Annotated in this window: 24 protein-coding genes; 15 read left to right on the top strand and 9 right to left on the bottom strand. The window is 62.1% G+C overall.

Going from position 1 to position 26,325, the window contains the following annotated elements; genetic code table 11:
- The first annotated feature begins 3 nt into the window (after positions 1–3).
- The 4 genes from PS14A_RS02715 (at position 4) to PS14A_RS02700 (ending at position 4,616) form a co-directional block, all read left to right on the top strand.
- A complete protein-coding gene (locus PS14A_RS02715; protein WP_130912895.1) occupies positions 4–1,110 on the top strand; it encodes an ABC transporter permease in 1,107 nt (368 codons plus the stop codon).
- Complete coding sequence (locus tag PS14A_RS02710) at positions 1,110–2,036, top strand: ABC transporter permease (protein WP_130912896.1); 927 nt, start codon at positions 1,110–1,112, stop codon at positions 2,034–2,036. Before PS14A_RS02715 ends, PS14A_RS02710 begins: the two co-directional genes overlap by 1 nt.
- A 277-nt stretch (positions 2,037–2,313) precedes the next feature.
- Positions 2,314–3,000: an SDR family oxidoreductase gene (locus tag PS14A_RS02705; RefSeq protein ID WP_212615242.1), complete on the top strand. Its 687-nt coding sequence runs from the start codon at positions 2,314–2,316 to the stop codon at positions 2,998–3,000.
- A gap of 257 nt (positions 3,001–3,257) precedes the next feature.
- Positions 3,258–4,616 (top strand): 8-oxoguanine deaminase, encoded by a 1,359-nt coding sequence (locus PS14A_RS02700; RefSeq protein ID WP_212615241.1) that lies wholly within the window; start codon positions 3,258–3,260, stop codon positions 4,614–4,616.
- A 124-nt stretch (positions 4,617–4,740) separates the two neighbouring features.
- Here PS14A_RS02700 and PS14A_RS02695 read toward each other — a convergent pair whose 3' ends face one another.
- Entirely contained in the window at positions 4,741–5,832 is a 1,092-nt protein-coding gene (locus PS14A_RS02695; protein ID WP_130912899.1) for a calcium:proton antiporter, read from the bottom strand.
- A gap of 286 nt (positions 5,833–6,118) precedes the next feature.
- On the opposite strand from PS14A_RS02695, the gene PS14A_RS02690 reads away from it, so the two are divergent.
- The 3 genes from PS14A_RS02690 to PS14A_RS02680 all read left to right on the top strand — a co-directional run bounded on the left by PS14A_RS02690 (position 6,119) and on the right by PS14A_RS02680 (position 9,337).
- Positions 6,119–7,192 carry a BMP family ABC transporter substrate-binding protein gene (locus PS14A_RS02690; protein ID WP_016771815.1) on the top strand — a complete coding sequence of 358 codons (1,074 nt, stop codon included), beginning with the start codon at positions 6,119–6,121 and terminating at the stop codon, positions 7,190–7,192.
- Between the two features lie 145 nt (positions 7,193–7,337).
- Entirely contained in the window at positions 7,338–8,303 is a 966-nt protein-coding gene (locus PS14A_RS02685; RefSeq protein ID WP_212615240.1) for a 2-oxoglutarate and iron-dependent oxygenase domain-containing protein, read from the top strand.
- An 80-nt stretch (positions 8,304–8,383) separates the two neighbouring features.
- Positions 8,384–9,337: an adenosine deaminase gene (locus PS14A_RS02680; protein WP_024011466.1), complete on the top strand. Its 954-nt coding sequence runs from the start codon at positions 8,384–8,386 to the stop codon at positions 9,335–9,337.
- A gap of 121 nt (positions 9,338–9,458) precedes the next feature.
- Here PS14A_RS02680 and PS14A_RS02675 read toward each other — a convergent pair whose 3' ends face one another.
- The 3 genes from PS14A_RS02675 to PS14A_RS02665 all read right to left on the bottom strand — a co-directional run bounded on the left by PS14A_RS02675 (position 9,459) and on the right by PS14A_RS02665 (position 12,933).
- On the bottom strand, positions 9,459–10,826 hold the full coding sequence (locus PS14A_RS02675; protein WP_212615239.1) for an MFS transporter: 1,368 nt from the start codon (positions 10,824–10,826) through the stop codon (positions 9,459–9,461).
- 127 nt (positions 10,827–10,953) lie between these two features.
- Complete coding sequence (locus PS14A_RS02670; RefSeq protein WP_130912903.1) at positions 10,954–11,688, bottom strand: helix-turn-helix transcriptional regulator; 735 nt, start codon at positions 11,686–11,688, stop codon at positions 10,954–10,956.
- A 315-nt stretch (positions 11,689–12,003) separates the two neighbouring features.
- Complete coding sequence (locus PS14A_RS02665) at positions 12,004–12,933, bottom strand: LysR family transcriptional regulator (RefSeq protein ID WP_212615238.1); 930 nt, start codon at positions 12,931–12,933, stop codon at positions 12,004–12,006.
- A 118-nt stretch (positions 12,934–13,051) separates the two neighbouring features.
- Here PS14A_RS02665 and PS14A_RS02660 point away from each other — a divergent pair, with 118 nt between their 5' ends.
- The 3 genes from PS14A_RS02660 (at position 13,052) to PS14A_RS02650 (ending at position 14,717) form a co-directional block, all read left to right on the top strand.
- Complete coding sequence (locus PS14A_RS02660) at positions 13,052–13,345, top strand: putative quinol monooxygenase (RefSeq protein WP_130912905.1); 294 nt, start codon at positions 13,052–13,054, stop codon at positions 13,343–13,345.
- 32 nt (positions 13,346–13,377) lie between these two features.
- Positions 13,378–14,391, top strand: a complete 1,014-nt coding sequence (locus PS14A_RS02655) for a zinc-binding alcohol dehydrogenase family protein (RefSeq protein ID WP_212615237.1) — start codon at positions 13,378–13,380, stop codon at positions 14,389–14,391.
- 152 nt (positions 14,392–14,543) lie between these two features.
- Positions 14,544–14,717 carry a hypothetical protein gene (locus PS14A_RS02650; protein WP_016771823.1) on the top strand — a complete coding sequence of 58 codons (174 nt, stop codon included), beginning with the start codon at positions 14,544–14,546 and terminating at the stop codon, positions 14,715–14,717.
- Between the two features lie 17 nt (positions 14,718–14,734).
- Here the strand turns inward: PS14A_RS02650 and PS14A_RS02645 are convergent, their stop codons facing one another.
- Positions 14,735–15,931 (bottom strand): multidrug effflux MFS transporter, encoded by a 1,197-nt coding sequence (locus PS14A_RS02645; RefSeq protein ID WP_212615236.1) that lies wholly within the window; start codon positions 15,929–15,931, stop codon positions 14,735–14,737.
- Between the two features lie 87 nt (positions 15,932–16,018).
- Positions 16,019–16,216 carry a cation transporter gene (locus PS14A_RS02640; RefSeq protein WP_212615235.1) on the bottom strand — a complete coding sequence of 66 codons (198 nt, stop codon included), beginning with the start codon at positions 16,214–16,216 and terminating at the stop codon, positions 16,019–16,021.
- Between the two features lie 149 nt (positions 16,217–16,365).
- On the opposite strand from PS14A_RS02640, the gene PS14A_RS02635 reads away from it, so the two are divergent.
- The 3 genes from PS14A_RS02635 (at position 16,366) to cueR (ending at position 19,728) form a co-directional block, all read left to right on the top strand.
- Positions 16,366–16,749: a hypothetical protein gene (locus PS14A_RS02635; RefSeq protein WP_024011458.1), complete on the top strand. Its 384-nt coding sequence runs from the start codon at positions 16,366–16,368 to the stop codon at positions 16,747–16,749.
- A 175-nt stretch (positions 16,750–16,924) separates the two neighbouring features.
- On the top strand, positions 16,925–19,318 hold the full coding sequence (cueA, locus tag PS14A_RS02630) for a copper resistance metal-translocating P1-type ATPase CueA (RefSeq protein WP_212615234.1): 2,394 nt from the start codon (positions 16,925–16,927) through the stop codon (positions 19,316–19,318).
- The gene (gene cueR, locus PS14A_RS02625; protein WP_016771827.1) at positions 19,315–19,728 is read left to right on the top strand and encodes a Cu(I)-responsive transcriptional regulator; all 414 of its coding nucleotides are present in this window, start codon (positions 19,315–19,317) and stop codon (positions 19,726–19,728) included. The genes cueA and cueR overlap by 4 nt, the downstream gene beginning before the upstream one ends.
- Here cueR and PS14A_RS02620 read toward each other — a convergent pair.
- The 3 genes from PS14A_RS02620 to PS14A_RS02610 form a co-directional block, all read right to left on the bottom strand.
- Entirely contained in the window at positions 19,682–20,890 is a 1,209-nt protein-coding gene (locus PS14A_RS02620; RefSeq protein WP_212615233.1) for an MFS transporter, read from the bottom strand. The genes cueR and PS14A_RS02620 overlap by 47 nt on opposite strands.
- 297 nt (positions 20,891–21,187) lie before the next feature.
- Complete coding sequence (locus tag PS14A_RS02615) at positions 21,188–22,084, bottom strand: PA4780 family RIO1-like protein kinase (RefSeq protein WP_016771829.1); 897 nt, start codon at positions 22,082–22,084, stop codon at positions 21,188–21,190.
- 429 nt (positions 22,085–22,513) lie between these two features.
- The gene (locus PS14A_RS02610) at positions 22,514–23,791 is read right to left on the bottom strand and encodes an acetyl-CoA C-acetyltransferase (protein ID WP_212615232.1); all 1,278 of its coding nucleotides are present in this window, start codon (positions 23,789–23,791) and stop codon (positions 22,514–22,516) included.
- Positions 23,792–24,046: 255 nt separating this feature from the next.
- Between PS14A_RS02610 and PS14A_RS02605 the strand changes: the two genes are divergently transcribed.
- Entirely contained in the window at positions 24,047–25,399 is a 1,353-nt protein-coding gene (locus PS14A_RS02605; protein WP_212615231.1) for a 3-oxoacyl-ACP reductase, read from the top strand.
- A 2-nt stretch (positions 25,400–25,401) separates the two neighbouring features.
- Positions 25,402–26,256 (top strand): MaoC/PaaZ C-terminal domain-containing protein, encoded by an 855-nt coding sequence (locus tag PS14A_RS02600; protein WP_212615230.1) that lies wholly within the window; start codon positions 25,402–25,404, stop codon positions 26,254–26,256.
- Positions 26,257–26,325 lie beyond the last annotated feature (69 nt).

The following is a 26,325-nucleotide window of genomic DNA, read 5'->3' as shown; positions in this document are numbered from 1 at the left end:
AACATGCTGCTTTCCCTCGAACCCCGTGGCCAGCAATCGCGCTTGATGCTGTGGTGCTCGCCGTTATTGGCGGCGGCGCTGACCCTCGGCTGCGGCTCGCTGTTGTTCATCGCGCTGGGCCACGACCCACTGCAAACCTTGCACACGCTGCTGATCGCGCCCGTCAGCGATTTGTATGGCGTGTCTGAATTGCTGGTCAAGGCGCTGCCGATTCTACTCTGCGCACTCGGCCTGGCCGTGGCCTATCAGGCGCGGATCTGGAACATCGGCGCCGAAGGCCAACTTCTACTTGGCGCCTTGGCCGGCAGTGCTCTGGCAGTGAACGTTATCGACATGCAAAGTCGCTGGGCGCTGGTGCTGATTCTGCTGACCGGGACGCTGGCGGGCGCCGCATGGGCCGGGCTCACCGCATGGCTGCGCACGCGCTTCAACGCCAACGAAATCCTCACCAGCATCATGCTCAACTACATCGCGCTGAACCTGCTGCTGTTCTGCGTGCACGGGCCGTTGAAAGATCCGGCGGGCTTCAATTTTCCCGAGTCGGCGATGTTCGGCGACGCCAGTCGTTTGCCGCTGCTGCTGGAGGACGGCCGCGTGCATGCCGGCGTGTATTTCGCCCTGCTCGCGCTGGTTGTGGTGTGGGTGTTGTTGCAGAAAAGCTTTATCGGCTTCCAGATCAAAGTGCTCGGGCTGGACAAGCGTGCGGCAGGTTTTGTCGGCTTTCGCGAGAAGCGCCTGATCTGGCTGGCGCTGTTGATCAGCGGTGGTCTGGCCGGACTCGCCGGGGTCTGCGAAGTGACCGGGCCGATCGGCCAACTGGTGCCCCAGGTGTCGCCGGGCTATGGCTACGCGGCGATCACCGTGGCGTTTCTCGGACGGTTGAATCCGCTTGGCATTCTGTTCTCCAGTCTGCTCATGGCGCTGCTGTACATCGGCGGCGAGAGCGCGCAGATGTCGCTCAATCTGCCGCAAGCGATCACCCAATTGTTCCAGGGCATGATGCTGTTTTTCCTGCTCGCCTGCGACGTGCTGATTCTTTATCGGCCACGCCTGAAACTGCGCTGGACCCGGCGCGCCTCGACCCCTGCCGTAACCGCCGGAGCGCTGTGATGGATATCGATCTGTTGAGCAATATTTTCTACGCGATGGTCCGCTGCGGCACGCCGCTGCTGCTGGTGGCATTGGGTGAGTTGATCTGCGAGAAAAGCGGCGTCCTCAACCTCGGCCAGGAAGGCATGATGCTGTTCGGTGCGGTGATCGGTTTTATCGTCGCGCTGAACAGCGGCAACCTGTGGCTGGGTGTGCTGCTGGCGATGCTGGCCGGGATGTTGTTGTCGTCACTGTTTGCCCTGGTCGCGCTGGTGTTCAACGCCAATCAGGTCGCCACCGGGCTGGCGCTGACGATCTTCGGCGTGGGCCTGTCGACATTTGTCGGCGCGGCCTGGGTGGGTAAGCCGCTGGCAGGTTTCGAGCCTTTGGCGATTCCGTATCTGAGTGAGATCCCGCTGATCGGGCGGATGCTGTTTGCCCAGGATCTGCTGGTGTATCTGTCGTTTGCGCTGTTTGCGCTGGTGGCGTGGGTGATCGTCAAAAGTCGTGTCGGCCTGATCATTCAAGCGGTCGGTGAAAACCCGGATGCGGCCAGCGCCATGGGCTTGCCGGTGCTGACCGTACGCACCTTGGCGGTGTTGTTCGGCGGAGCAATGGCCGGGCTGGCCGGGGCGTATCTGTCGCTGGCCTACACGCCGATGTGGGCGGAAAACATGACCGCAGGGCGCGGCTGGATCGCTTTGGCGCTGGTGGTGTTTGCCAGTTGGCGGGTGTGGCGCTTGCTGCTCGGGGCGTATCTGTTCGGCCTCGCCAGCATCCTGCATTTGGTGGCGCAGGGGCTAGGACTGGCGATTCCTTCGAGCCTGCTGGCGATGCTGCCGTATGTGGCGACGATTTTGGTGCTGGTGCTGCTCTCCCGCGATGCCGTGCGCACTCGGTTGTATGCGCCGGTTTCGTTGGGGCAGCCGTGGCAATCGGGACACTGATCGTTGTCAGAGCGGGCCTCTTCGCGAGCAGGCTCGCTCCCACAGGGGATCTGAGTGAACGCGGGCAAATGTGGGAGCGAGCCTGCTCGCGAAGGCGTCCGCACCGGCAACACCTGGACCACGACCCACAACTATTTCTGATCAAACACCCTCGAGAAACTCAAGAAGCCTGGAGTATGCTCCGGGATCAAAGCCTGTTTTTCGCCAAGCGCTGCAACTGTGGCGCGGTCAGGCGTGTCCATTGAATCCTGAATGCTGACTTTCAAGGAAACCCATCATGTCTCAGGCAAAAAACGCACTGATCATCGGCGCCTCCCGCGGCTTGGGCCTCGGTCTGGTGAAGACTCTGCTGGGCGATGGCTGGCAGGTCACCGCGACGGTGCGCAATCCGCAGAAGGCCGAGGCGCTGCAAGCGCTGGGTGACGTGCGCATCGAGAAGCTCGACATGGACGATCAGCAAGCGGTGATCGCTCTGAGCCAGAAACTCAAGGGCGAAACCTTCGACCTGTTGTTCGTCAACGCCGGGGTCAAAGGCCCGGAAGTACAGACCCCGGGCGGCGCGACCCTGGCCGAGGTCGGGCAACTGTTTTTCACCAACGCGGTGGCGCCGATCAATCTGGCTCAGCGTTTCGTCGGGCAGATCCGCGACGGCAGCGGCGTGCTGGCGTTCATGAGTTCGGTGCTCGGCAGCGTGACCATGCCCGACGCGCCGGAGCTGGCGTTGTACAAGGCGAGCAAAGCGGCGCTGAATTCGATGACCAACAGTTTTGTCACGCAACTGGGTGAACAGAAACTCACCGTACTGTCGTTGCACCCGGGCTGGGTGAAGACCGACATGGGCGGCGAAGGTGCTGACTTGGATGTAGAGACCAGCACTCGCGGGCTGATCGATCAGGTCAATGCGTTTACCGGCAAGGGCGGGCATCACTTCGTCAATTACAAGGGTGAAACGATTGCCTGGTAAGCACTGAAAATCCCGATGTGGGAGCGAGCCTGCTCGCGAATACGATCTGTCAGGTAAATCTGTATCGACTGACATGACGCCTTCGCGAGCAGGCTCGCTCCCACAGGGGGATGATGGTGAATGGTCGGGTGGCGCTTGCCCGGCGCTGCGATTTGTTTGAAACTGCGCGCCTCGTCCTTCGCGGCGACCCTGGATCAGCAGACAGGGCAACACTGAGCTGGCAACCCTGAACCCAACTTTCAGAGGAGCCGGCCACAATGCCTGCGACCCGTACCTGGTTAAAAAATCCCCTCGCCATTTTCACCTCCAACGAGCTTGATGCCCGTGGCGGTCTAGTCGTGCAAGACGGTGTGATCGTCGAAGTGCTCGCTGCCGGTCAGCAGCCGTCGGCGCCGTGCAATGAAGTGTTCGATGCCCGCGAGCATGTGGTCCTGCCGGGCCTGATCAACACTCACCATCACTTCTATCAAACCCTGACCCGCGCCTGGGCGCCGGTGGTCAATCAGCCGCTGTTCCCGTGGCTGAAAACCCTGTACCCGGTATGGGCGCGGCTGACCCCGGAAAAACTCGCCCTCGCCACCAGAGTGGCGCTGGCCGAATTGCTGCTCTCGGGTTGCACCACCGCTGCCGACCATCACTATCTGTTCCCGGACGGTCTGGAAAACGCCATCGACGTGCAGGTCGAAACGGTGCGTGAACTGGGTATGCGCGCCATGCTCACGCGCGGCTCGATGAGCCTTGGCGAGAAGGACGGCGGCCTGCCTCCGCAGCAGACAGTGCAGGAAGGCCAGGTGATTCTTGACGACAGCCAGCGGCTGATTCACGAGTACCACGAGCGTGGCGACGGCGCGCAGATCCAGATCGCCCTGGCGCCGTGTTCGCCGTTTTCGGTGACTCCGGAAATCATGTCGGCCAGCGCTGATCTGGCGAACAAACTCGATGTGCGTCTGCACACCCATCTCGCTGAAACCCTTGATGAAGAAGACTTCTGCCTGCAACGTTTCGGTCTGCGCACCGTCGATTATCTGGACAGCGTCGGCTGGCTCGGCCCACGTACCTGGCTGGCCCACGGCATCCATTTCAACCCCGACGAAATCGCCCGCCTCGGCCAGGCCGGTACCGGCATCTGCCACTGCCCAAGCTCGAACATGCGCCTGGCGTCCGGCATCTGCCCGAGCATCGAGCTGACCGACGCCGGCGCGCTGTTCGGCCTTGGCGTCGACGGTTCGGCGTCCAACGATGCCTCGAACATGATCCTCGAAGCGCGTCAGGCCCTGTACATCCAGCGCCTGCGCTACGGCGCCGAAAAGATCACCCCGGAGCGCGTGCTGGGCTGGGCGACCAAGGGTTCGGCGAGCCTTTTGGGCCGCACCGACATTGGCGAAATTGCCGTCGGCAAACAGGCGGATCTGGCGTTGTTCAAGCTCGATGAACTGCGCTTCTCCGGTAGCCATGATCCGATTTCGGCGCTGTTGTTGTGCGGCGCGGATCGGGCGGATCGAGTGATGATTGGCGGCAAGTGGCGTGTGGTTGGTGGTCAGGTTGAAGGGTTGGATCTGAAAGGTTTGATCGCCGATCACAGTCAAGCCGCTCGCCAACTGATCGCCGGGACCTGACTCACCGCCGTTCAAAACTGTGGGAGCGAGCCTGCTCGCGAAGAAGGAGTGTCAGACAACATGTTTGTTGGATGACACACCGTTTTCGCGAGCAGGCTCGCTCCCACATGGGTATCTGTCAGCCCTAAAGGCCCAGTAGCGACAGCATGATGAACGTGGCAAACAGTACAAAGTGCGTCATCCCCTCAATGGCGTTGGTCTCGCCGTCATTGAGGTTGATCGCGCTGACGATCAGGGTGATGAAGATCATCACCGTTTGCACTGGGGTCATCGCCATTTGAAACGGCTGGCCGGTGTACAGCGCCATCGCTTCCATCACCGGTACGGTCAGAATCACCGTCGACAGTGACGCGCCCATCGCAATGTTGACCACCGACTGCATGCGATTGGCCAGTGCCGCACGCAGTGCGGTGAGAATCTCCGGCGCGGCGGAAATCGCTGCCACCAGAATCGCCGTGATCACCGGCGGCGCGCCCGTGCCTTCCAGGCCCAGATCGAGAGTCTTGGACATCACCTCGGCCAGTGCGCCGATGATCACTACCCCCGACACCAGAATGCCGATCGACAGCGCCAGGCTGACCGGCTTCGGCTCCTGCTCGACCGGCTCCTTCTTGCGCCGTTTGTCCGGATAGCTGTAGCTGAAAAAGTAACTGTGCGGGCCGACCTGCATGCGCAGGAACAGCGCGTAGAGCACCATCATCGCGCCAATGGTGAACGCCGAATACATCTTCCAGTTGGCCTCGGGAATGAACTCCGGGACCACCATCGACACGCCCATCGCAGTGAGGATCATCACGCTGTAGCTGCGCGCCGAGTCGTCGTTGTAGGACTGCTCGCCGTGTTTGATCCCGCCCATCAGTGCGGCGAGGCCGAGGATGCCGTTGATGTCGAGCATGACCGCTGAATAGATCGTGTCGCGCACCAGCGTCGCCGAGGCTTCGTTGCTCATCATGATCGCCAGGATCACCACTTCGACCAGCACCGCCGACAATGTCAGGATCATCGTCCCGTAGGGATCGCCGACCTTTTCCGCGAGCAATTCGGCGTGATGGGCGACGCGCATCGAAGCGGCGACGATAAAGGCGATCAGCAGCAGGCCGCCGCCCAGCGCGACGATCTGGCCGCTGTGCAGCATCCAATGTTCCAGTGGATAAGCGACGCACGCGGCAAGGACTGCCAGCAGCAGGAAGCTTTCTTGTTTGAGGATCGAGAGCATGACGGGCCTTTTGCCGAAAAGAGCTGATGAAGCTACTGACTGCCGCGCGGCGCTAACGTTTCGTTACATCTTTGCGCACCACGCGATGGCAGCTGGATTCAGGCATGCACTTTTATTGGCCTTGCCGGCCTCTTCGCGAGCAGGCTCGCTCCCACATTGAAATGCGTCCCTGTGGGAGCGAGCCTGCTCGCGAAGGCCGCGCCGCGTTTTCAAATGTGTTTGTTGTCCTGTTGGTCAGCAATTTGCATTGGCCCTGGGCACACACAACAAAATGGAGTTCGGGTTCATGCCAATACGTCCGCTGCACAAACTGCTGTACGCCGCCATCGGTCTGGGAATCAGCCTGAGCGCCAGCGCTGCCGATCCGCTGAAGGTCGGTTTCGTCTACATCGGCCCGATCGGTGACCACGGCTGGACGTATCAGCACGAACAGGGGCGCAAGGCCCTGGCGGAAAAACTCGGCACGCAGATCACCACCAACTACGTGGAAAACGTCGCCGAGGGCGCCGACGCCGAGCGGGTGATCCGCAACATGGCCAAGGACAAATATGACCTGATCTTCACCACGTCTTTCGGCTACATGAACCCGACAGTGAAAGTCGCCAAGCAATTCCCCAAGGTCACTTTCGAACACGCAACCGGCTACAAGCAGGACAAGAACCTCGGCACCTACCTGGCGCGCACTTACGAGGGCCGTTACGTCGGCGGTTTCCTCGCGGCGAAGATGACCAAGACCAAGAAGATCGGCTACGTCGCCTCGTTCCCGATTCCGGAAGTGATCCGCGACATCAACGCCATCCAGTTGGCCTTGAACAAGTACAACCCTGGCACCGAAATCAAAGTGGTGTGGGTCAACTCCTGGTTCGATCCGGGCAAGGAAGCCGACGCCGCCAACGCGCTGATCGATCAGGGTGTCGACGTGGTGTTCCAGCACACCGACAGCCCGGCGCCGATCCAGGCTGCCGAACGGCGCGGCGTGTATGCCGTGGGCTATGCCTCGGACATGGCCCACTTCGGCCCCAAAGCGGTGCTGACCTCGATCGTCAACGACTGGGCGCCGCACTACATTCAAGCGACGCAGAGCGTGATCGATCACACCTGGAAATCCCAGGATTACTGGGGCGGGTTGAAGGAAGGCACAGTGGAACTGCCGATCAGCGATCTGGTGCCGGCGCCGGTGAAAGCCGAAGCCGAGCAATTGATCGCCGACATCAAGAGCGGCGCATTGCAGCCGTTTACCGGGCCGATCAAGGATCAGGCCGGTGTGGAAAAAATCCCCGCGGGCGTGAGCGCGACCAATGCGGAACTGGCTTCGATGAATTATTACGTTGAGGGCATGAAGGCCGAGATGCCGAAGTAGTCCCCCGATTCACCACACAGAACCCTGTGGGAGCGAGCCTGCTCGCGAAAGCGGTGTGTCATTAAACAAAAATGTTGTCTGACACTCCCTCTTCGCGAGCAGGCTCGCTCCCACATTGGAAACACAGCGTATTCAAGGATTGTGTATGGATCAGCTTCCGATCATTGATATCAGCCCGCTCTATAGCGACGACGAAAACGCCTGGCCTGCGGTGGCCGACCAAATCGACCAAGCCTGTCGCGAATGGGGCTTTTTCTACATCAAGGGCCATCCGATCTCTGCGCAGCGCATCGACGCCCTGCTCGATCACGCCCAGCGCTTCTTTGCATTGCCCGCCGCAGAAAAACTGAAGATCGACATTACTCAGACCCGCCACCATCGCGGCTACGGTGCGATTGCCACCGAGCAGTTGGACCCGGACAAACCCAGCGATCTGAAGGAAACCTTCGACATGGGCCTGCACTTGCCGGCCGAGCATCCCGAGGTGCTCGCGGAGAAACCCTTGCGCGGCCCCAATCGGCATCCGGCGCAACCCGGCTGGGAAGCCCTGATGGAGCAGCACTACCTCGACATGCAGGCGCTGGCGCAAACCCTGTTGCGGGCGATGACCATTGCGCTGGGCATCGAGCGCGACTTCTTCGATTCGCGCTTTGTCGACCCGGTCAGCGTGTTGCGCATGATCCATTATCCGCCGCGTCACACCGCCAGCTCCGCCGAGCAACAAGGCGCCGGAGCCCATACCGATTACGGCTGCATCACCCTGCTCTATCAGGACAGCGCCGGCGGTTTGCAGGTGAAGAACGTCAATGGTGAATGGATCGACGCGCCACCGATCGACGGCACGTTCGTGGTCAACCTCGGCGACATGATGGCGCGCTGGAGCAACGACCGTTATCGCTCGACGCCGCACCGGGTGATCAGCCCGCTGGGTGTGGATCGCTATTCGATGCCGTTCTTCGCCGAACCGCACCCGGACACGCGCATCGAATGCCTGCCCGGTTGCCAGGACGCACAGCATCCGGCGAAATATCCGACCACCACCTGTGCGCAATTCCTGCTGTCGCGCTTCGCCGATACCTATGCCTATCGTCGCGAGCAAGAGGCGGTTTGATCGATCACCTGGTCAGGTTTTGCCAATTGTTGCGGCCAGCCTCTGTAGAATGCCGGCATTGCACCTGATGAGAAAAGACTATGTACGACTGGCTCAACGCCCTGCCCAAAGCCGAACTGCACCTGCATCTGGAAGGTTCGCTGGAGCCTGAACTGCTGTTCGCCCTGGCCGAACGCAACAAGATCGCCCTGCCGTGGAGCGACGTCGAAACCCTGCGCAAGGCCTACGCCTTCAACAATCTGCAGGAATTTCTCGACCTGTATTACCAGGGCGCCGATGTGCTGCGCACCTCGCAGGATTTCTACGACCTGACCTGGGCCTACCTGCTGCGCTGCAAAGCACAGAACGTGATTCATACCGAACCGTTCTTCGATCCGCAAACCCACACCGACCGGGGCATCCCGTTCGAAGTGGTGCTCAACGGCATCGCCGCCGCCCTCAAGGATGGCGAGACGCAACTGGGCATCAGCAGCGGTTTGATCCTCAGCTTCCTGCGCCACCTCAGCGAAGACGAAGCGCAGAAAACCCTCGATCAGGCGCTGCCGTTCCGTGATGCGTTTGTCGCGGTCGGGCTCGACAGTTCCGAGATGGGCCACCCGCCGAGCAAGTTCAAACGCGTCTTCGATCGCGCCCGCGACGAAGGCTTTCTCACCGTCGCCCACGCTGGTGAAGAAGGCCCCCCGGAGTACATCTGGGAAGCCATCGACCTGCTGAAAATCCAGCGCATCGACCATGGCGTGCGCGCCATCGAAGACGAGCGCCTGATGCAGCGGATCATCGACGAGCAGATCCCGCTGACCGTGTGCCCACTGTCGAACACCAAGCTCTGCGTGTTCGATCACATGTCGCAGCACAACATCCTCGACATGCTCGAGCGCGGCGTGAAGGTCACGGTGAACTCAGATGACCCGGCGTATTTCGGCGGGTACGTGACCGAGAACTTCCATGCGCTGCACGAGCATCTGGGCATGACCCAGGATCAGGCCAAGCGCCTGGCGCAGAACAGCCTGGATGCGCGGTTGGTAAAACCGTAAGCAACACCGCAAAACCAATGTGGGAGCGAGCCTGCTCGCGAAGAGGGAGTATCAGTCAACATTTTCGTTGGATGAAACACCGCTTTCGCGAGCAGGCTCGCTCCCACATTCATATCGATGTTCACTCGGTAAGCTCTTCCAGCGTCTTGCCCCGCGTCTCCATCCCGAACAGCCACACCACGCCCGCCGCAATCGCAAAGCACGCCGCGCCCAGCGCGAACACCCCGCCCTGCCCGGTAATCGGGAACACCAGCCCGGTCACCAGTGGCCCGAGCAGCGAGCCGACGCGGCCGATCGCCGAGGCGAATCCCGAGCCGGTTGCCCGTGCCGAAGTCGGGTACAGCTCCGGCGTGTAGGTGTAGAGCACCGCCCACATGCCGAACAGGAAAAACTGCATCAACAATCCGGTGCCGATCAGCAGCGCCACGTTGCCGCCGAACACCGCGCTCTGCCCATACAGAAACGCCATCCCCCCGCCGCCGAGCAGGGTGACGATGCACACCGGTTTACGCCCCCAACGCTCGACCAGCCATGCCGCCATGAGGAAGCCGGGAATCCCGCCGAGCGAGATCAGCACCGTGTAATACACCGATTGCGTCACGGCGAAACCCGACTGCTGCAGCAATGCGCTGAGCCAGGAAGTCAGCCCGTAGAAACCCAGCAATGCGAAGAACCACAGACTCCAGATCATCGTCGTGCGCTGGCGATATTGCGGCGACCAGATCTGCTTGAGCGCCGAGAAGAAATTGCCCGGTGGCGTCACCGTGCGTGGCAAACGAACCGGTTCCGGTAACGCCGCACCGCCCAGCGAAGCACGCACCCGCGCTTCAATGCCGTTCAACACTTTGTCCGCGTCGGCGTCACGCCCGGCCTGTTCCAGCCATCGCGGTGACTCAGGGATGAAAAAGCGGATCGCCAGGACAAATACCGCCGGCACCGCCAGCACCAGAAAGATATCGCGCCAGCCAATCAGCGGCAGCAGGAAGTACGAAAGCACGCCCGCCGCGACAAACCCCAGCGGCCAGAAGCCGTCCATGAGGGCGATGTAGCGCCCGCGTCGTTGCGCCGGAATCAACTCCGACAGCATCGACTGCGCGATGGGAAACTCCATGCCCATGCCGATACCCAGCAGGATGCGGAACAGCGTCAGCGTCTCCACCGTCTGCGCCGTCGAACACAGATAACTGGCCACGCCCCACAACACGATGCTCCACTGAAACACCGGTTTGCGCCCGAAGCGGTCGGCGAGCATTCCCGACAACGACGCCCCCAGCACCATGCCGAAAAAGCTTGAGCTGGCGAGCAGGCCGGCTTGCGCACTGCTCAGGCCGAACTCGGCTTTGATCGAGCCGAGCAGGAAAGTCATCATCGCCAGATCCATGGAGTCGAAGAAAAACGCCAGCGCAATGATGATGAAAATGACGCGGTGATAACCACTGAGCGGCAGCCGTTCCAGGCGCTCAGCCGCACTGAAGTGTTGTGTATTCATGTTGCGCTCCCCCATCCGGAAATTCCCCGGATCGAGTGTGCGTGATGGTCATTCGGAGGTCGTACTGGATGCGACCTGTTCACAGTCGTGCGCGACGCTGCCCGCCAGCTCATTGCAGAGCAGCGCTCTAGAATGCTGTTTCCAGCTCGGTTTCCTTGGCAAAGCGATGGATTTCGCGCTGACCGGTGGCGGTCAACTGCAAGGCGCGGGAATCGTTGGGCAAGGTCAGCCAGCCGGACTGCATGAACAACTGCAACAGCGCCGCACCCAGTGAGCCGCCCATGTGCGGACGCCGCTCGCTCCAGTCCGGGCAGGCGCAGGCGACCTGCACGTTGCGGTGGGCCAGGGCCTGGATGAACACACCGCGCTGCGCCAGTTGGGTGGAGCCTTTGTGCGTCACCACCACCCGCTGCTCAAGCTGTTCGATCCAGCCGGCATCGAGCAGACGCTGATACAGGTCGGCCGCCAGGGTGCCGCCCAGATGGTCGTCGCAGAACCGCGCGCGCAACAGCGAAGACGGCGCCGCCTGCGGCCTGACCATCGGCATGGTGCGTTTCAGCGCAGCGGGCACTTGTCGTGGCGCGCTGGCAATGGTGGCGCTGGCCAAAGCTTCGATCGCCGCGCCGATTTCCGGCGCTGCCAGGCGAAAGAAGCGTTTGCGCCCACGCATTTCGACGTTCAACAGACCCCCTGCGGACAATCGCCCCAGATGCGCACTGGCCGACGACGGCGAGAGCCCGGCCAGCAGCGCCAGCTCTTCGGCTTGCCGCGCCGAGCCATCCATCAACGCCCACATCATCGCGCTGCGCTTGGGGTCGGCCAGCAATGTCGCGATCTGGCTGATGCACGGTGCATGTTCCATATGTTCACTCCCTGTTGAATCGTATCGTCTACCGCTCGGAGACATCTTGGCCGCTTATAGGGCATCGGCCAACACGCGAATATCGCCCTGGATCGGAGCAAGGGATGCCACCGACACCAGCTGCTCCGGCACACAACCTGGCAGCAGAAGTAGCAACCGTCACCAAAAGCCGGCAACGCGTTACGGGGTCTGCGCGCCGGTGTCAGTGCAGGCATGAGGCGGGCGCTAGTATAAGCGGGTTAAGCCAGACGTCCTGCGCCTGGGCCTGCGCAGGTGGCGATTGTTCCTGACAGAAATTTCTCTATTTGCCTGCGACTAATGATCGACTTTGAGAAAAGCGGGAAATTGACTACTCAATTCGGCGCAACGACTGGCGAGCATCTCCCTCAGCAGGTTCACCGGCTTACTCAATTGTGCGCGATGGGCGCACAACAGATTCAGCGGTGCGCGCTCACACAGCAGTTCCGGCATCAGCACCTTGAGGCGCCCGGCGAGCACATCGGTGCCGACGTCCAGCCAGGATTTGTAGGCAATGCCGGCACCGGCCAACGCCCATAATCTCACGACGTCGGCGTCATCGCTGAAGCGGTCGCCACTCACGGTCAGGCCGACTTCGCGCTTGCCATCGTGAAAACTCCAGTGGTCGTGGACGCGGCTGCCGAGCATGTACAGAAGGCAGTTGTGCTGGGCCAGTTGCTCGAGCTGGCGCGGCTCGCCATGCCGGGCCAGATAGTCAGGAGATGCGCACAACACGCGGCGATTGTGCGGTGCGATGGGCAAGGCGATCAGGCTGGAGTGCTCCGGCTCGCCATAGCGCAGGGCGATGTCCACCGGCTGCCGGAACAGGTCGGCGATGCGGTCGCCAAGCAGCAGGCGCACCGTCAGCTTAGGGTGCTCACGCTGAAACGCGTCGAGCCACGGCAGCAGCAGATTGCGCCCGAAATCCGAAGGCGCCGACAGTTGCAGAATCCCGCTGACCTGATCCTGACCGCTGGCGAGCAGTCGACGCCCCTCGTCGAGATTGCTCAGGGCGGCGCGGGCATATTCGAGGAAGCCTTCGCCCTCGGCGGTGAGGCGCAGGCTGCGGGTCGACCGCGCCAGCAGCCGCGCACCGAGTTGCTGCTCGATGCGCTTCAAGGCCGCGCTGGCCACCGCCGCAGACATGTCCATCACCCGAGCCGCCGCCGACAGGCTGCCCAGATCCGCCGCGCGAACAAACAACTGCAAGTCATCAAAACGCAACATGCGCAGCCTCGATTATCAAAAAAATATTGAAAGAGACTGCTCTTTTAGCTGGTTTTATCGCGCAGAGAAATAGCCAATGATGGCCTCCATCAATTCATCCCGATTCTGGAGTCCGCGCATGTCCCAGCCCTTTACCGCTATCGCCACCCTGACCGCCAAACCCGGTCAGCAGGACGTCCTCGAACAGGCCCTGCGTGCCCTCGTCGAACCGAGCCGCGCCGAGCCGGGCTGTGGCCAGTACGACCTGCACCGCGACCTTGCCGATCCGCAGGTTTTTTATGTGATCGAACAGTGGGCCAGTGACGAGATTCTTGAGGCGCACAACGCCAGCGCGCATTTTCAGAAGTTTCAGGCCAGCGCCGGCCACACCATCGAACACTTCCAGCTCAAACGTCTCGGCGCGATTGCCTGATTACTCCTTCTATCAACTGTACGGAGCCACTTATGAAAGCCATTGCCTATTACGCGTCCCTGCCGATCAGCGACGCCAAGTCCCTGCAAGACATTGAACTGCCAGAACCGGTCGCCGGCCCGCGCGACCTCTTGGTGGAAGTCAAAGCCATCTCGGTCAACCCGGTCGACACCAAAGTGCGGCAGAACGTGGCGCCGGAAAACGGCGCGGCGAAAGTGCTGGGCTGGGACGTTGCCGGTGTGGTCAAGGCGGTCGGCAGCGACGTCACCCTGTTCAAGGCCGGTGACAAGGTGTTTTACGCCGGTTCGATTGCCCGGGCCGGTGGCAACAGCGAGTTGCACGTGGTCGATGAGCGCATCGTCGGCCACATGCCCAAGTCCCTCGGTTTTGCCGAAGCCGCTGCGCTGCCGCTGACCGCGATCACTGCGTGGGAATTGCTCTTCGAGCGCCTGCAAATCAGCGAAGGCAGCAATGATCAAGGCCAGAGCCTGCTGATCGTTGGTGCGGCGGGCGGCGTGGGTTCGATCCTGACCCAATTGGCCAAACAGTTGACCGGTCTGAAAGTCATCGGCACCGCTTCGCGCCCACAAACCCGTGACTGGGTCAGTGAACTCGGTGCCGATCTGGTCATCGATCACAGCCAGCCGCTGAGCGAAGAATTGAAGCGCGCCGGCATCGCCAGCGTGACCCACGTCGCCAGCCTGACCCAGACCGATCAGCATCTGGCACAACTGGTCGAAGCCCTCGCACCGCAAGGCAAGCTGGCGCTGATCGACGATCCGAAGTCCCTCGACATCAGCCTGCTCAAGCGCAAGAGCCTGTCGCTGCATTGGGAGTTCATGTACACCCGCTCGCTGTTCGAAACGCCGGACATGATCGAACAGCACAAGCTGCTCAACCGCGTCGCAGAGCTGATTGACGCCGGCACTTTGAAGACGACTTTGGGCGAGCACTTCGGCGCGATAAATGCGGCCAACCTGCGCCGCGCCCATGAGCTGCTGGAAAGCGGCAAGGCCAAGGGGAAAATTGTTTTAGAAGGTTTCTAAAAAAATAAAGCCTCGCAACCGCTCGTGATGCCAGAGCGGTTGCGGGGCTTTTTGCCGTCAGTCGGTTGCTTGACCCTTGTCACAATTGCGCGGGTATCGGGGTCTACAATCGAAGCCTCTGCGATACATCTTTTACGCAAGGGAGGTCAGCAATGAAGATCCTGATAAAAGAAGTGGCAAAGTCTCAATGGCAAGTGCGCCTGGACCAGCATGTCGTGACCTTTCGCAGTGAAGCCGAGGCGCTGGCCTTCACTCGTACCCTCGAAGCGCGACTCTGCGCGCCCCACCGGATCCCCGAACCCAGCCAGCAGCGCGCCGCCGGCTGAGCTCCAAAGTCGAGCGTTCAGACCTGGGCTTGCGCCAGCGCCCGGGCATTCTGCAAGCGCCGGGTGAGCAGCGCGACGCTCACCACCAGCAGACCGCACAGGCTGATGACCATGGCCATCGGCACGGCGCTGCCATCGTGCAACACACCCACCAGCGCGGCGGCAGCGGCGGCGATGCTGAATTGCAGGCAACCGAGCATCGCCGACGCACTGCCGGCGCGGGCGCCCTGACCGTTCATCGCGCACGCCGAGGCGTTGGGAATGATGCAGCCGAGGCTGGCGATGCAGATGAACAGTGGAATCAGCAACGGCCACAATGCCTCTGGACGCATCGCGCTCACCGCCAGCAACGTCAGCCCGGCGAGGAAGTACACCCACACCGCGCGCACCAGCAAAAACGCCGGACCACGCTTGGCCAGCAAACGAGCATTGACCTGCGCCACCAGAATGAAGCCCGCCGCGTTGGTGCCGAACAGCCAGCCGAAGTGCTCGGCGGGTACACCGTAGAGCTTGATGAACACAAACGGTGAACCGGCGATGTAAGCGAACATGCCGGCGATGGCGATGCCGCCGGTCAGGGCGTGGCCGAGGTAGACCGAATCCTTGACCAGTCGCCCGTACTGGCGCAATGCACCGGACAACGGCTGACGCGGCACGTGGGCCGGCATGCTTTCCGGCAGCCCCAATGCCACCGCCAGACCCGCCGCCGCACTGAATCCGGTGAGCACCAGAAAGATCGACTGCCAACCCGTGGTGTTGACCAGCAGACCACCGAGCATCGGCGCCAGAATCGGCGCCAGGCCCATCACCAGCATCAGTTGCGAAAACACCTTCGCCGAGCCCACCGCGTCGCACTTGTCGGCAACCACCGCACGGGAAATCACCATGCCCGCACAACCACCGAGTGCCTGGACGAAGCGCGCGCCGATCAACCATTCCAGACTTGGCGCGTAGGCGCAGGCTAGTGACGCCAGGGTGAACAGAGCAACGCCGCTGAGCAGCGGAAGCCGCCGGCCGAAACGATCGGAAATCGGCCCGTAAGCCAATTGGCCCAGGGACAGACCGAGGAAATACGCCGCCAGCGTCAGCTGGACATGCTGCTCATCGGTGCCGAACGCCAGCGCCATGGCCGGAAAGGCAGGCAAATAGAAGTCGATCGCCAAAGGACCGAAGGCGCTCAAGGCGCCGAGTATCAAAATCGTGCGGAAGTTCATCAGGCATCCAGGTGGGCAAGTCGCAGCCCGACAGTCTAGCCGCGCCCGGACGCCTTGAACATTCCGATAGCTCGCTAACGATCAATTTCAGACGAGCTTCACCTCATAACCCTCTTCGCGGATCGCTTCGATGACCTGATCGGCACTCAGCGCGCTTTCGACGCCCACTTCCTTGGCCGCCAGATCGACGCGCACACTGGCCGCCGGATCCAGGGCCTGCACCGCAGAGGTGATGGCTTTGACGCAATGACCGCAGGACATGCCTTGAACGTTGAACACTTGCATGGGGAAAACTCCTTTGAGTGAGATTGCCGGCAGTCTCGAGCTTGCCACGATGGCAAGGTCAAGTTCTGCGAAAAACTGCCGGGCTGGCATTCGGCGCCGCGCTCGGCCAAGCTGCATGCATCAATGACTCGAATTCAGGAGATTCAGCCATGCGCTGGTCAGCTTTGGGCCTGTTTGGCTTGCTCAGCCTTTTCGCCGCCGTACCGCAGGTGCAAGCCGCCGGCGAGGATTACGCGGTACTGATCATTTCCCGCGAGCGCCTCGAAGTGGCGACCTCGTGCGAAATCGGCGTGTACATCCAGGACCAGCTCTCGGCGCGCCTGTTCCAGGAACAGAGCACGTCGTTCAACCTGCCACCGGGCAAGGTTTCGCTGCGCCTGAAACTGCTGCCGGGCCAGGCACCGGGTTGCAACCCCGGCATGCTCGCACCGGGTTCGCAGGAAGTCGTGCTGCATGCCGGTGATGTTCTGAAGTTCCGCCTGGCGATGAATGCCGAAGGCGTGTACCTGAAACCTGCAGGCCTGGGTTATTGAGCAACCGCCTCGACCTGTGGGAGCGAGCCTGCTCGCGAAAGCGCCGGGTCAGCCAACATGATTGCTGAATGATGCACCGCATTCGCGAGCAGGCTCGCTCCCACAAGAATGGCGCTTGACCTTGCCCGCGTGGCAAGGTTGATCCTGTAGACATCCACTACAGGGAGCGCGACCGATGTCCGAATCCACCACTTTCGATCTGCCGATTGCCGGCATGACCTGCGCCAGTTGCGCCGGGCGTGTCGAGCGGGCGCTGCGCAAGGTCAGCGGCGCCAGTGCCGTCAGCGTCAACCTCGCCACCGAACAGGCCCGGGTGCAGGCGCCCGGCGACAGCCTGCCGGCGCTGATGCAAGCCGTGGAGCGCGCCGGTTACAGCGTGCCTCGGCAAACTGTCGAATTGAGCATCGACGGCATGACCTGCGCGTCCTGCGTCGGTCGCGTCGAACGCGCCCTGAGCAAAGTCCCAAGCGTGAGCAGCGTCAGCGTCAATCTGGCCAATGAACGTGCGCACCTCGAATTGCTCGGCCAGGTCGATACGCAAACCCTGCTCGCCGCGGTGAGCAAGGCCGGTTACTCGGCCAGCGTCTGGCAAGCTGAACGGCCACAGTCCGATGACCAGCAAAAACGCCTGCACCGTGAGCGCTGGGCATTGATCTGCGCGATCGCCCTCGCTCTGCCGCTGGTGTTGCCTATGTTGCTGCAGCCGTTCGGCATTCACTGGATGCTCCCGGCCTGGGTGCAATTCGCCCTCGCCACCCCCGTGCAATTCATCTTCGGCGCACGCTTTTATGTGGCGGCGTGGAAAGCCGTGCGCGCCGGCGCCGGCAACATGGACCTGCTCGTCGCCCTCGGCACCAGCGCCGGTTATGGCCTGAGTATCTATGAATGGGCCAGCGCCGCCGGACGCATGCCGCATCTGTATTTCGAGGCCTCGGCGGTGGTCATCGCTTTGGTGTTGCTCGGCAAATATCTCGAAAGCCGCGCCAAACGCCAGACCGCCAGCGCCATTCGCGCTCTCGAAGCGTTGCGGCCGGAGCGGGCGATTCAAGTTATCGACGGGCGTGAGCAAGACGTTGCGATCAGCGCCCTGCGCCTCGACGATCTGGTGCTGGTCAAACCCGGCGAACGCTTCCCGGTGGATGGCGAAGTCGTCGAAGGCCAGAGCCACGCCGACGAAGCGCTGATCAGCGGCGAAAGCCTGCCAGTGCCGAAACAACCGGGCGACAAGGTCACCGGCGGCGCGATCAACGGCGAAGGTCGTTTGCTGGTGCGCACCCAGGCGCTCGGCGCGGAAACCGTGCTGGCGCGGATCATTCGTCTGGTCGAGGACGCGCAAGCGGCGAAAGCGCCGATTCAGAAACTGGTGGACAAGGTCAGCCAGATCTTCGTGCCGACCGTGTTGCTGATCGCCCTGGCCACGCTGATTGGCTGGTGGTTGTACGGCGCACCGCTGGAAACGGCGGTGATCAATGCCGTCGCCGTGCTGGTGATCGCCTGCCCGTGCGCCCTCGGCCTCGCCACTCCGACGGCGATCATGGCCGGCACCGGCGTAGCGGCGCGCCACGGCATTCTGATCAAGGACGCCGAGGCGCTGGAGCGTGCCCACGAAGTCAGCACGGTGGTATTCGACAAGACCGGCACGCTGACCTCGGGGACGCCGCGTATCGCGCACTTCAGCGCGGTCGATGGTGACGAAAATAATCTGCTGACCTTGGCCGGTGCCTTGCAGCGCGGCAGCGAGCATCCGTTGGCCAAAGCGGTGCTGGATGCCGCCGCCGAACGCGGCTTGAACGTGCCCGATGTCAGCGACAGCCAGGCGCTGACCGGACGCGGCATCGCCGGCACGCTGGATGGCCGGCGCCTGGCGCTGGGCAATCGGCGGATGCTCGACGAAAGCGCCTTGAGTGCCGGTGAATTGAGCACATCCGCCGAAGCGTGGGAACGCGAAGGTCGGACACTGTCGTGGCTGATTGAACAAAGTCCTCAGCCGAAGGTGCTGGGCCTGTTCGCCTTCGGTGACACGCTGAAACCCGGCGCTCTGCAAGCGGTGCAACAACTCGCCGCGCGGGATATCCAGAGCCACCTGCTGACCGGCGACAATCGTGGCAGCGCACGGGTGGTGGCCGAGGCTCTGGGCATCCAAAATGTCCACGCCGAAGTGCTGCCTGCCGACAAGGCCGCGACCGTCGCCGAGCTGAAGAAAACCGGCGTAGTCGCCATGGTCGGCGATGGCATCAACGACGCCCCGGCCCTCGCCGCCGCCGACATCGGCATCGCCATGGGCGGCGGCACCGACGTCGCCATGCATGCGGCCGGCATCACCTTGATGCGCGGCGATCCGCGGCTGGTGCCGGCAGCGCTGGAGATCAGCCGCAAGACCTACGCAAAGATTCGCCAGAACCTGTTCTGGGCCTTTGTCTACAACCTGATCGGCATTCCGCTGGCGGTGTTCGGCTTCCTCAATCCGGTGCTGGCCGGCGCGGCGATGGCGCTGTCGAGCGTCAGCGTGGTGAGCAATGCGTTACTGTTGAAAACCTGGAAACCCAAGGACCTGGAGGAACACCGATGAACATCGGCCAAGCGGCCCGACAAAGTGGCCTGAGCGCAAAAATGATTCGCTATTACGAGTCGATTGGCCTGCTCAAAGCAGCCAATCGCACCGACAGCGGCTATCGCGTGTATGGCAGCGATGACCTGCACACGCTGGCGTTCATCAAGCGCTCGCGGGACTTGGGCTTTTCTTTGGAGGAGGTCGGCAAGCTGCTGACCCTCTGGCAGGATCGCCAGCGTGCCAGCGCCGATGTGAAAGCACTGGCGCGCCAGCACATCGATGAGCTGAATCAGAAGATCCGCGAGCTCGGCGAGCTGCGTGACACCCTGCAGGATCTGGTCGAGCACTGCAGCGGTGATCACCGCCCGGATTGCCCGATCCTCAAGGAGCTGGCGTCGGGCTGCTGCGCGCAACCCGCCCGCGCCTGATCCGCAACAGCGTCACCACGCACAGGGTGCCGAGGGGAATGCCGTGGAACAGCATGACCACGGCCCCCGGCGTCCACCACGCGTAGAACGGCGCGGCGACCAGCATGCCGATGCCGAATCCGGTCATCTGCAGCAAGGTCAGCACGCTGAAAATCGGCAGGCGCAAAGCCGCAGGTTCCCGTTGCAAACGGGACATCAGGCTGACTTCGGACACGCCATCGCCGAGCCCCGCCGGCAAGGCGAACAGCAGCAGGCCCACGAGACTGTGCTGCTGGAACATCAGAATGAACCCGCAGGACATCAGCGCCACGCCGCAGAAAAATCGTCTTTCGAGGTGGCTGTTCTCCGAGCCCTTGAGGTGACTGGCGATGCGCGCGCCGAGCAGTTTGCCGCTGGCCCATACCGCAAGCGCCAGGCCCAAGGTCGTACTCGCCGCCTCGGGCGTGAGCAGTTTCGAAATGATCGGGAAGCCGACGTTATGCGCGGCACTGCCCAAGGTGTCGGCCATGGTCACCGCGAGCATGGCCGCGACCACTGGCACCGAACGCAGGCCTTGCCGCAGCGCAAACCATTCACCACGCTCCGGCTGTTCGCTGACATCGGTTTTTTCGAAACGCAGCGGCATGATCAGCAGCGCGGCGAGCAAATAGGTCAGCGCGTTGAGGGCGAAGACCGTTTCAAAACCGAAAGCAGCCACCAGCAACCCCGACACCAGACTGCCGCCGACCATGGCGGCTGAAGAGGCTGAGGTGATCCAGGCATTGGCCTTGAGCAACTGCGCCGGCGCGATCAAGCGCGGCAATTGGCTGTTGAGGCCGATGGCGAACATCGAATTGCCCAAGCCGAGGCCGAAGGCAATGAAGGGCAACAGCCATGCCTGCTGACTCGCCGGTGTGATCAACAGCAGCGCCAGCAGTGCAGCGCGCAACAGATCGAAAGCAATCAGCGACGCGCGGCCCTGCCAGCGCCGGTAGAAGCGTGTGCCGATCAGACTGGCGAAGATTCCGCCACCGACACGGCTGGCAAGGAAAATGCCGACGCTCATGGCGCTGTTGCTCAGCAGGTAGACGTAGGTGGCCAGCGCGACCATGTTGAGGAAGGCGCCGAAATCGGAGATCAGCCGGGCGGTTACGATCAGGTGGGTGTTGCGTGGGATGGTCACATTCAGTCCTTGAGTGTGGTTGGAGCGGTGGACAGTAGACGCGAATAAGCCAGGATCCGAAAGCCCCCCTCACCCTAGCCCTCTCCCAAAGGGAGAGGGGACTGATTGGGGGATATTTGGGAGATACACCGACCTGAACGTTTTTCTTTGAATCCATAATCGACTCGGTTTTTTCAGGTCGATGTATGGCTAAAGACACCTCGGTCGGCCCCCTCTCCCTCCGGGAGAGGGCTGGGGTGAGGGTGCTTTTTGACTCAAACAAAAAACCCGGCCGAAGCCGGGTTTTTCATCACGCGATCACTGCATCCACGGCGGTGGAGGCGGTTCTTCGGGTTTGCCTTTCGGCGCGTCGTCCGCCGCGCGAATGGCTTGCTTGCGTTCCTCGTCGAGGCGCGCCGCTTCGATTTCGCGCAGCACCCCGCCAACATCGGCCAGGTCCTCCGGATCGTCGAACTCGCCGGTCAGCACACTGTTCGGGTGCAAGGTGCCGGCTTCGTACAACGCCCACATTTCCTTGGCATATTTGGTCTTCTTCAATTCCGGCGCGAAACGGCCGAAGTACGAAGCCATGTTGCCAACGTCACGCTCGAGCATGCTGAACGCGTGGTTGTTACCCGCAGCGTCGACTGCCTGGGGCAGGTCGATGATGACCGGGCCGGTCGGGGTCAGCAGCACGTTGAACTCGGAGAGGTCACCGTGCACCAGACCGGTACACAACATCAACACGATCTGCGAAATCAGGAACGCGTGATACTCGCGCGCCTGATCCGGCTCCAGTACCACGTCGTTCAGACGCGGCGCGGCGTCGCCGAATTCGTCGGCCACCAGCTCCATCAACAGCACGCCGTCGAGGAAGTCATAGGGTTTGGGCACTCGCACACCGGCGCCGGCCAGACGGAACAGCGCCGCCACTTCGGCGTTCTGCCAGGCGTCTTCGGTCTCTTTGCGACCGAACTTGGACCCCTTCGCCATGGCCCGCGCCTGACGGCTGTTACGAACCTTGCGGCCTTCCTGATACTCGGCTGCCTGGCGGAAACTGCGTTTATTCGCCTCCTTGTAGACCTTGGCGCAACGTAACTGATTGCCGCAGCGCACTACATAAACAGCTGCCTCTTTGCCACTCATCAGTGGGCGCAGCACTTCGTCGACCAGACCGTCCTCGATCAGGGGTTCAATGCGTTTTGGAGTCTTCATCAGCTTTTATTGTGGGTCCTTTATTACCAAACACGCGAATGTCACTCGTTATACGGCAATCCTCGCCCGACGGGGAGGGGTTGCCGACCTGTGAACCTTGAGGATGCACACACTGTGCCGGATCAATCGCAGCGACCCGGGCGAATCATAGCCGAGACCGTGGCATTGATTGGTATCGGCCGGCAAGGGCATTTGCGACAGAATCTGACATGGTCGGTGAACTTCTGTTGCCCTCACCCCAGCCCTCTCCCAGAGGGAGAGGGGGCCGATCGAGGTGTCTCCCGTATACATCGACCTGAGATACCCCAGCGCTTATGGTTTGAATCGCATCTCTGGATTCGGTAAAGGGCGCTCAGGTCGGCGTCGATTTCAAGCATCCCCCAATCAGTCCCCTCTCCCTTTGGGAGAGGGTTAGGGTGAGGGGGTCTTTCAGCGTTCAATGATCGCGGTGACACCCTGCCCGCCCGCCGCACAGATCGAAATCAACCCTCGCCCCTTGCCCGCCGCATCCAGCAGCTTGGCCAGATTCGCCACAATCCGTCCGCCCGTCGCGGCAAACGGATGCCCCGCCGCCAGCGAACTGCCCTTCACGTTAAGCCGACTGCGATCAATCGAACCCAACGGTGCATCGAGCCGCAAGCGGGTTTTGCAATATTCCGGATCTTCCCAGGCCTTGAGCGTGCACAAGACCTGCGCGGCGAACGCTTCGTGGATTTCGTAGTAATCAAAATCCTGCAAGGTCAGGCCGTTGCGCGCCAGCAAGCGTGGCACGGCGTACACCGGCGCCATCAGCAGGCCCTCGGCACCGTTGACGAAATCCACCGCCGCCGCCTCGCCGTCGCGCAGATAAGCGAGGATCGGCAAGCCGCGCGCTTTGGCCCATTCCTCACTTCCCAGCAACACCACCGAAGCGCCATCGGTGAGCGGCGTGGAATTGCCGGCCGTCAGCGTGCCCTTGGCGCTTTTCTCGAAGGCCGGTTTCAGCGTGGCGAGTTTTTCCAGGGTCAGGTCCGGGCGCAGATTGTTGTCGCGGGTCAGGCCAAGAAACGGCGTCATCAGATCGTTGTACCAGCCTTCGCTGTAGGAAGCAGCGAGTTTGTGGTGGCTTTCGAGGGCCAGTTGATCCTGTTCTTCGCGGGGGATATTCCAGGTCTGCGCCATCAGCTCACAGTGCTCGCCCATGGACAGGCCAGTGCGTGGCTCGCCGTTGCGCGGGAATTCGGGAATAAGATGCTGGGGCCGCAACTGCAAAAGGGTTTTCAGTTTGTCGCCGGTGCTCTTGGCGCGGTTGGCCTGTAGAAGAATCCTGCGCAGGCCTTCGCTGACGCTGATCGGCGCGTCGGAAGTGGTGTCGACGCCGCCGGCAATCCCGCAGTCGATCTGGCCGAGGGCGATTTTGTTGGCCACCAGCAACGCCGCTTCCAGACCAGTGCCGCAGGCTTGCTGAATGTCATAGGCCGGCGTCGCTGGAGACAGGCGCGAGCCGAGCACACATTCGCGGGTCAGGTTCATATCCCGTGACAATTTAAGCACCGCGCCCGCCACCACTTCGCCGATGCGCTGGCCATGCAGGTTGTAGCGTTCGATCAGGCCTTCCAGCGCGGCGGTGAGCATCGCCTGATTGCTGGCCGTGGCGTACGGCCCGTTGGAGCGGGCGAAAGGGATGCGGTTACCGCCGATGATCGCGACGCGGCGCAGCTGGGTCATGAAAAGCTCCTGTTCCAAATGGTCGAATTTGCACATCCCTGTGGGAGCGAGCCTGCTCGCGAAGAGGCCGGCACATTCAGCCACTTCAGCGTCTGATACAGCGCCTTCGCGAGCAGGCTCGCTCCCACATGAACCGCATTAATCTGCAAGACCTGCTAAACCTGAATGTTCCAGCGTAGGCCTTATTGCGCCGATCGAACGATTGATTGCCGTAGGCAGTCCACACTTTGAACCCCAACTTCTGGAGAGCGTTCCATGTCTGACCGCTATATCGACTTCGCCAACTCATCCTTCGGCCATCGTCTGGTCGGGGCCTTGGGCCTGCCGTCGCCGGTGCGGCTGGAACGCTGGCAGGCGGGGCGTCTGCGGCCGATCGAGGGCGCCCTGTTGCTCGGTGGCGGACCGCTGGCCGAACGGATCAGCGTGTTTGCCAACCGCTTGACCGATGCGATCTACAGCTACGGCACCGACCCCTCGCTGGCCACTGCATGGATCCCCGGCCACGGTCCGAAACTCAAAGCGGTGGTGTTCGACGCCAGCGCTCTGCAGCACACCGACCAGCTCAAGCAACTGCGCGAATTCTTCCAGCCATTGATGAAGAAGCTCGACCATAGCGCGCATCTGGTCATCCTCGGCCGCGCGCCGGAAACCTTGGGTGATCCGTTCGCCTCCAGCGCACAACGAGCACTTGAAGGCTTCTCGCGCTCGCTGGCCAAAGAGCTGCGCGGCGGTGGCACCTTGCAGCTGATCTACGTCGGCGAAGGTGCCGAAGATCAACTGGAAGGCCCGCTGCGATTCTTCCTCTCGCCGAAAAGTGCATTCGTTTCCGGCCAGGTGATTCGCCTGACCGCGTGCGCCACCCCAGTGACCGACTGGACGCGACCCCTGGCCGGGCGCAAGGCGCTGGTCACCGGTGCTGCGCGCGGCATTGGCGCGTCGATTGCCGAAACCCTCGCCCGCGATGGCGCCGAGGTGATTCTGCTCGACGTACCGCCGGCCAAAACCGATCTCGAAGCCCTTGCCGCGCGCCTCGGCGGCCGTGCGATCACCCTCGATATCTGCGCCGATGACGCCGCCGCGCGATTGATCGAACAGCTGCCCGACGGCCTCGACATCCTCGTGCACAACGCCGGCATCACCCGCGACAAGACCCTGGCCAACATGACCCCGGAATTCTGGGACGCGGTGCTGGCCGTCAATCTCAACGCGCCGCAAGTGCTGACCAAGGCGCTGCTCGACAGCGGCACCCTGCGCGACAACGCACGGGTGGTCCTGCTCGCCTCGATCAGCGGCATCGCCGGCAATCGCGGGCAAACCAACTACGCGGCGAGCAAGGCTGGCCTGATCGGTCTGGCCCAGGCATGGGCGCCGACATTGCTGGAACGCGGGATCAGCATCAACGCCGTCGCCCCGGGTTTTATCGAGACGCAAATGACTGCGCACATTCCGTTCGGCCTGCGCGAAGCCGGGCGGCGCATGAGTTCGCTGGGCCAGGGCGGCTTGCCGCAAGATGTCGCCGAAACCGTGGCGTGGCTGGCGCAACCGGGTACGGGCGCGTTCACCGGGCAGGCGTTGCGGGTCTGTGGCCAAAGCGTTCTGGGGGCGTGAGCATGAGCATCGAATGGCACACGCTGGATCGCCAACCGAGTCTGCCGGGGCTTTATTCGCGCGCAGCGACGCGACGCAAAATCACCGGTACGCAACTGCCCGACAGCGGCCTGCGCTGCTGGGTCGATATCGACAGCAAACGGCTGGAGGCCTATCGCAAGGTCTGCGGTTTCGTCGATGACGGCCTGCTGCCGCCGACCTATCCACACATCCTCGCCTTCGCCTTGCAGATGCAATTGCTTACGGCCAGGGAATTTCCGTTCCCGCTGCTGGGGCTGATTCACCTGAGCAACCGCATTCGCGTGCTGCGGCCGATGGGCGCGATCAGTCGCGCGCAAGTCAGCGTGCGCGTGCACAACCTGCAACCACATGCCAAGGGCGCGACATTCGATCTGCTCACTACCCTGGACGATCAACTCGGGCCGCTGTGGGAAGCCGAAAGCCGGATGCTCTGTCGCGGGGTGAAACTCGAGGGCGAGGCGCTCGCTCAGGACTGGCAGCCGTCACAGGATTTGCACGAAGTGACGCGCTGGACTGCACCGGCCGATATCGGTCGCCAGTATGCGAAAGTCTCCGGCGACTACAACCCGATTCACCTCAGTGCGGCGAGCGCCAAACTGTTCGGTTTTCCCACCGCGATTGCCCATGGACTGTGGAACAAGGCACGGACACTGGCGGCACTCTCCGATCACCTGCCCAAAGCCAACCTGGAAATCGCCGTGCACTTTCGCAAACCGGTGCGCCTGCCCAGTGAAGTGACATTGCTGGCCAGTGCCGCAGGCTCCAGCGGTGAGTTGCGCCTGATCGGTGCCGGCGACCTGGAACATATGGTCGGTCAATGGCAACCGATCGCCTGATCTGGCGGGGCGGAAAAACCCGTTAATTGTGTATATATCACTTAAGTTTTTCCGCGCCCTGCCCGCCGC

The sequence above is a fragment of the Pseudomonas sp. 14A genome (assembly GCF_018132745.1).
GTDB lineage: Bacteria > Pseudomonadota > Gammaproteobacteria > Pseudomonadales > Pseudomonadaceae > Aquipseudomonas > Aquipseudomonas mercuritolerans.
Note: the sequence above shows the minus strand (reverse complement) of the source record. Positions and strands in the feature narration are given on the sequence as shown.

Coding starts and splice junctions, on each gene's coding strand:
- PS14A_RS02655 (WP_212615237.1), top strand. CDS start 13,378: ATGAAAGCCATTGCCTATTACGCGTCCCTGCCGATCAGCGACGCCAAG.
- PS14A_RS02605 (WP_212615231.1), top strand. CDS start 24,047: ATGTCTGACCGCTATATCGACTTCGCCAACTCATCCTTCGGCCATCGT.
- PS14A_RS02615 (WP_016771829.1), bottom strand. CDS start 22,084: ATGAAGACTCCAAAACGCATTGAACCCCTGATCGAGGACGGTCTGGTC.
- PS14A_RS02700 (WP_212615241.1), top strand. CDS start 3,258: ATGCCTGCGACCCGTACCTGGTTAAAAAATCCCCTCGCCATTTTCACC.
- PS14A_RS02645 (WP_212615236.1), bottom strand. CDS start 15,931: ATGAACTTCCGCACGATTTTGATACTCGGCGCCTTGAGCGCCTTCGGT.
- PS14A_RS02600 (WP_212615230.1), top strand. CDS start 25,402: ATGAGCATCGAATGGCACACGCTGGATCGCCAACCGAGTCTGCCGGGG.
- PS14A_RS02635 (WP_024011458.1), top strand. CDS start 16,366: ATGCGCTGGTCAGCTTTGGGCCTGTTTGGCTTGCTCAGCCTTTTCGCC.
- PS14A_RS02675 (WP_212615239.1), bottom strand. CDS start 10,826: ATGAATACACAACACTTCAGTGCGGCTGAGCGCCTGGAACGGCTGCCG.
- PS14A_RS02685 (WP_212615240.1), top strand. CDS start 7,338: ATGGATCAGCTTCCGATCATTGATATCAGCCCGCTCTATAGCGACGAC.
- PS14A_RS02680 (WP_024011466.1), top strand. CDS start 8,384: ATGTACGACTGGCTCAACGCCCTGCCCAAAGCCGAACTGCACCTGCAT.
- PS14A_RS02715 (WP_130912895.1), top strand. CDS start 4: ATGCTGCTTTCCCTCGAACCCCGTGGCCAGCAATCGCGCTTGATGCTG.
- PS14A_RS02670 (WP_130912903.1), bottom strand. CDS start 11,688: ATGGAACATGCACCGTGCATCAGCCAGATCGCGACATTGCTGGCCGAC.
- PS14A_RS02610 (WP_212615232.1), bottom strand. CDS start 23,791: ATGACCCAGCTGCGCCGCGTCGCGATCATCGGCGGTAACCGCATCCCT.
- cueR (WP_016771827.1), top strand. CDS start 19,315: ATGAACATCGGCCAAGCGGCCCGACAAAGTGGCCTGAGCGCAAAAATG.
- PS14A_RS02665 (WP_212615238.1), bottom strand. CDS start 12,933: ATGTTGCGTTTTGATGACTTGCAGTTGTTTGTTCGCGCGGCGGATCTG.
- PS14A_RS02640 (WP_212615235.1), bottom strand. CDS start 16,216: ATGCAAGTGTTCAACGTTCAAGGCATGTCCTGCGGTCATTGCGTCAAA.
- PS14A_RS02650 (WP_016771823.1), top strand. CDS start 14,544: ATGAAGATCCTGATAAAAGAAGTGGCAAAGTCTCAATGGCAAGTGCGC.
- PS14A_RS02705 (WP_212615242.1), top strand. CDS start 2,314: ATGTCTCAGGCAAAAAACGCACTGATCATCGGCGCCTCCCGCGGCTTG.
- PS14A_RS02710 (WP_130912896.1), top strand. CDS start 1,110: ATGGATATCGATCTGTTGAGCAATATTTTCTACGCGATGGTCCGCTGC.
- PS14A_RS02690 (WP_016771815.1), top strand. CDS start 6,119: ATGCCAATACGTCCGCTGCACAAACTGCTGTACGCCGCCATCGGTCTG.
- PS14A_RS02660 (WP_130912905.1), top strand. CDS start 13,052: ATGTCCCAGCCCTTTACCGCTATCGCCACCCTGACCGCCAAACCCGGT.
- PS14A_RS02695 (WP_130912899.1), bottom strand. CDS start 5,832: ATGCTCTCGATCCTCAAACAAGAAAGCTTCCTGCTGCTGGCAGTCCTT.
- cueA (WP_212615234.1), top strand. CDS start 16,925: ATGTCCGAATCCACCACTTTCGATCTGCCGATTGCCGGCATGACCTGC.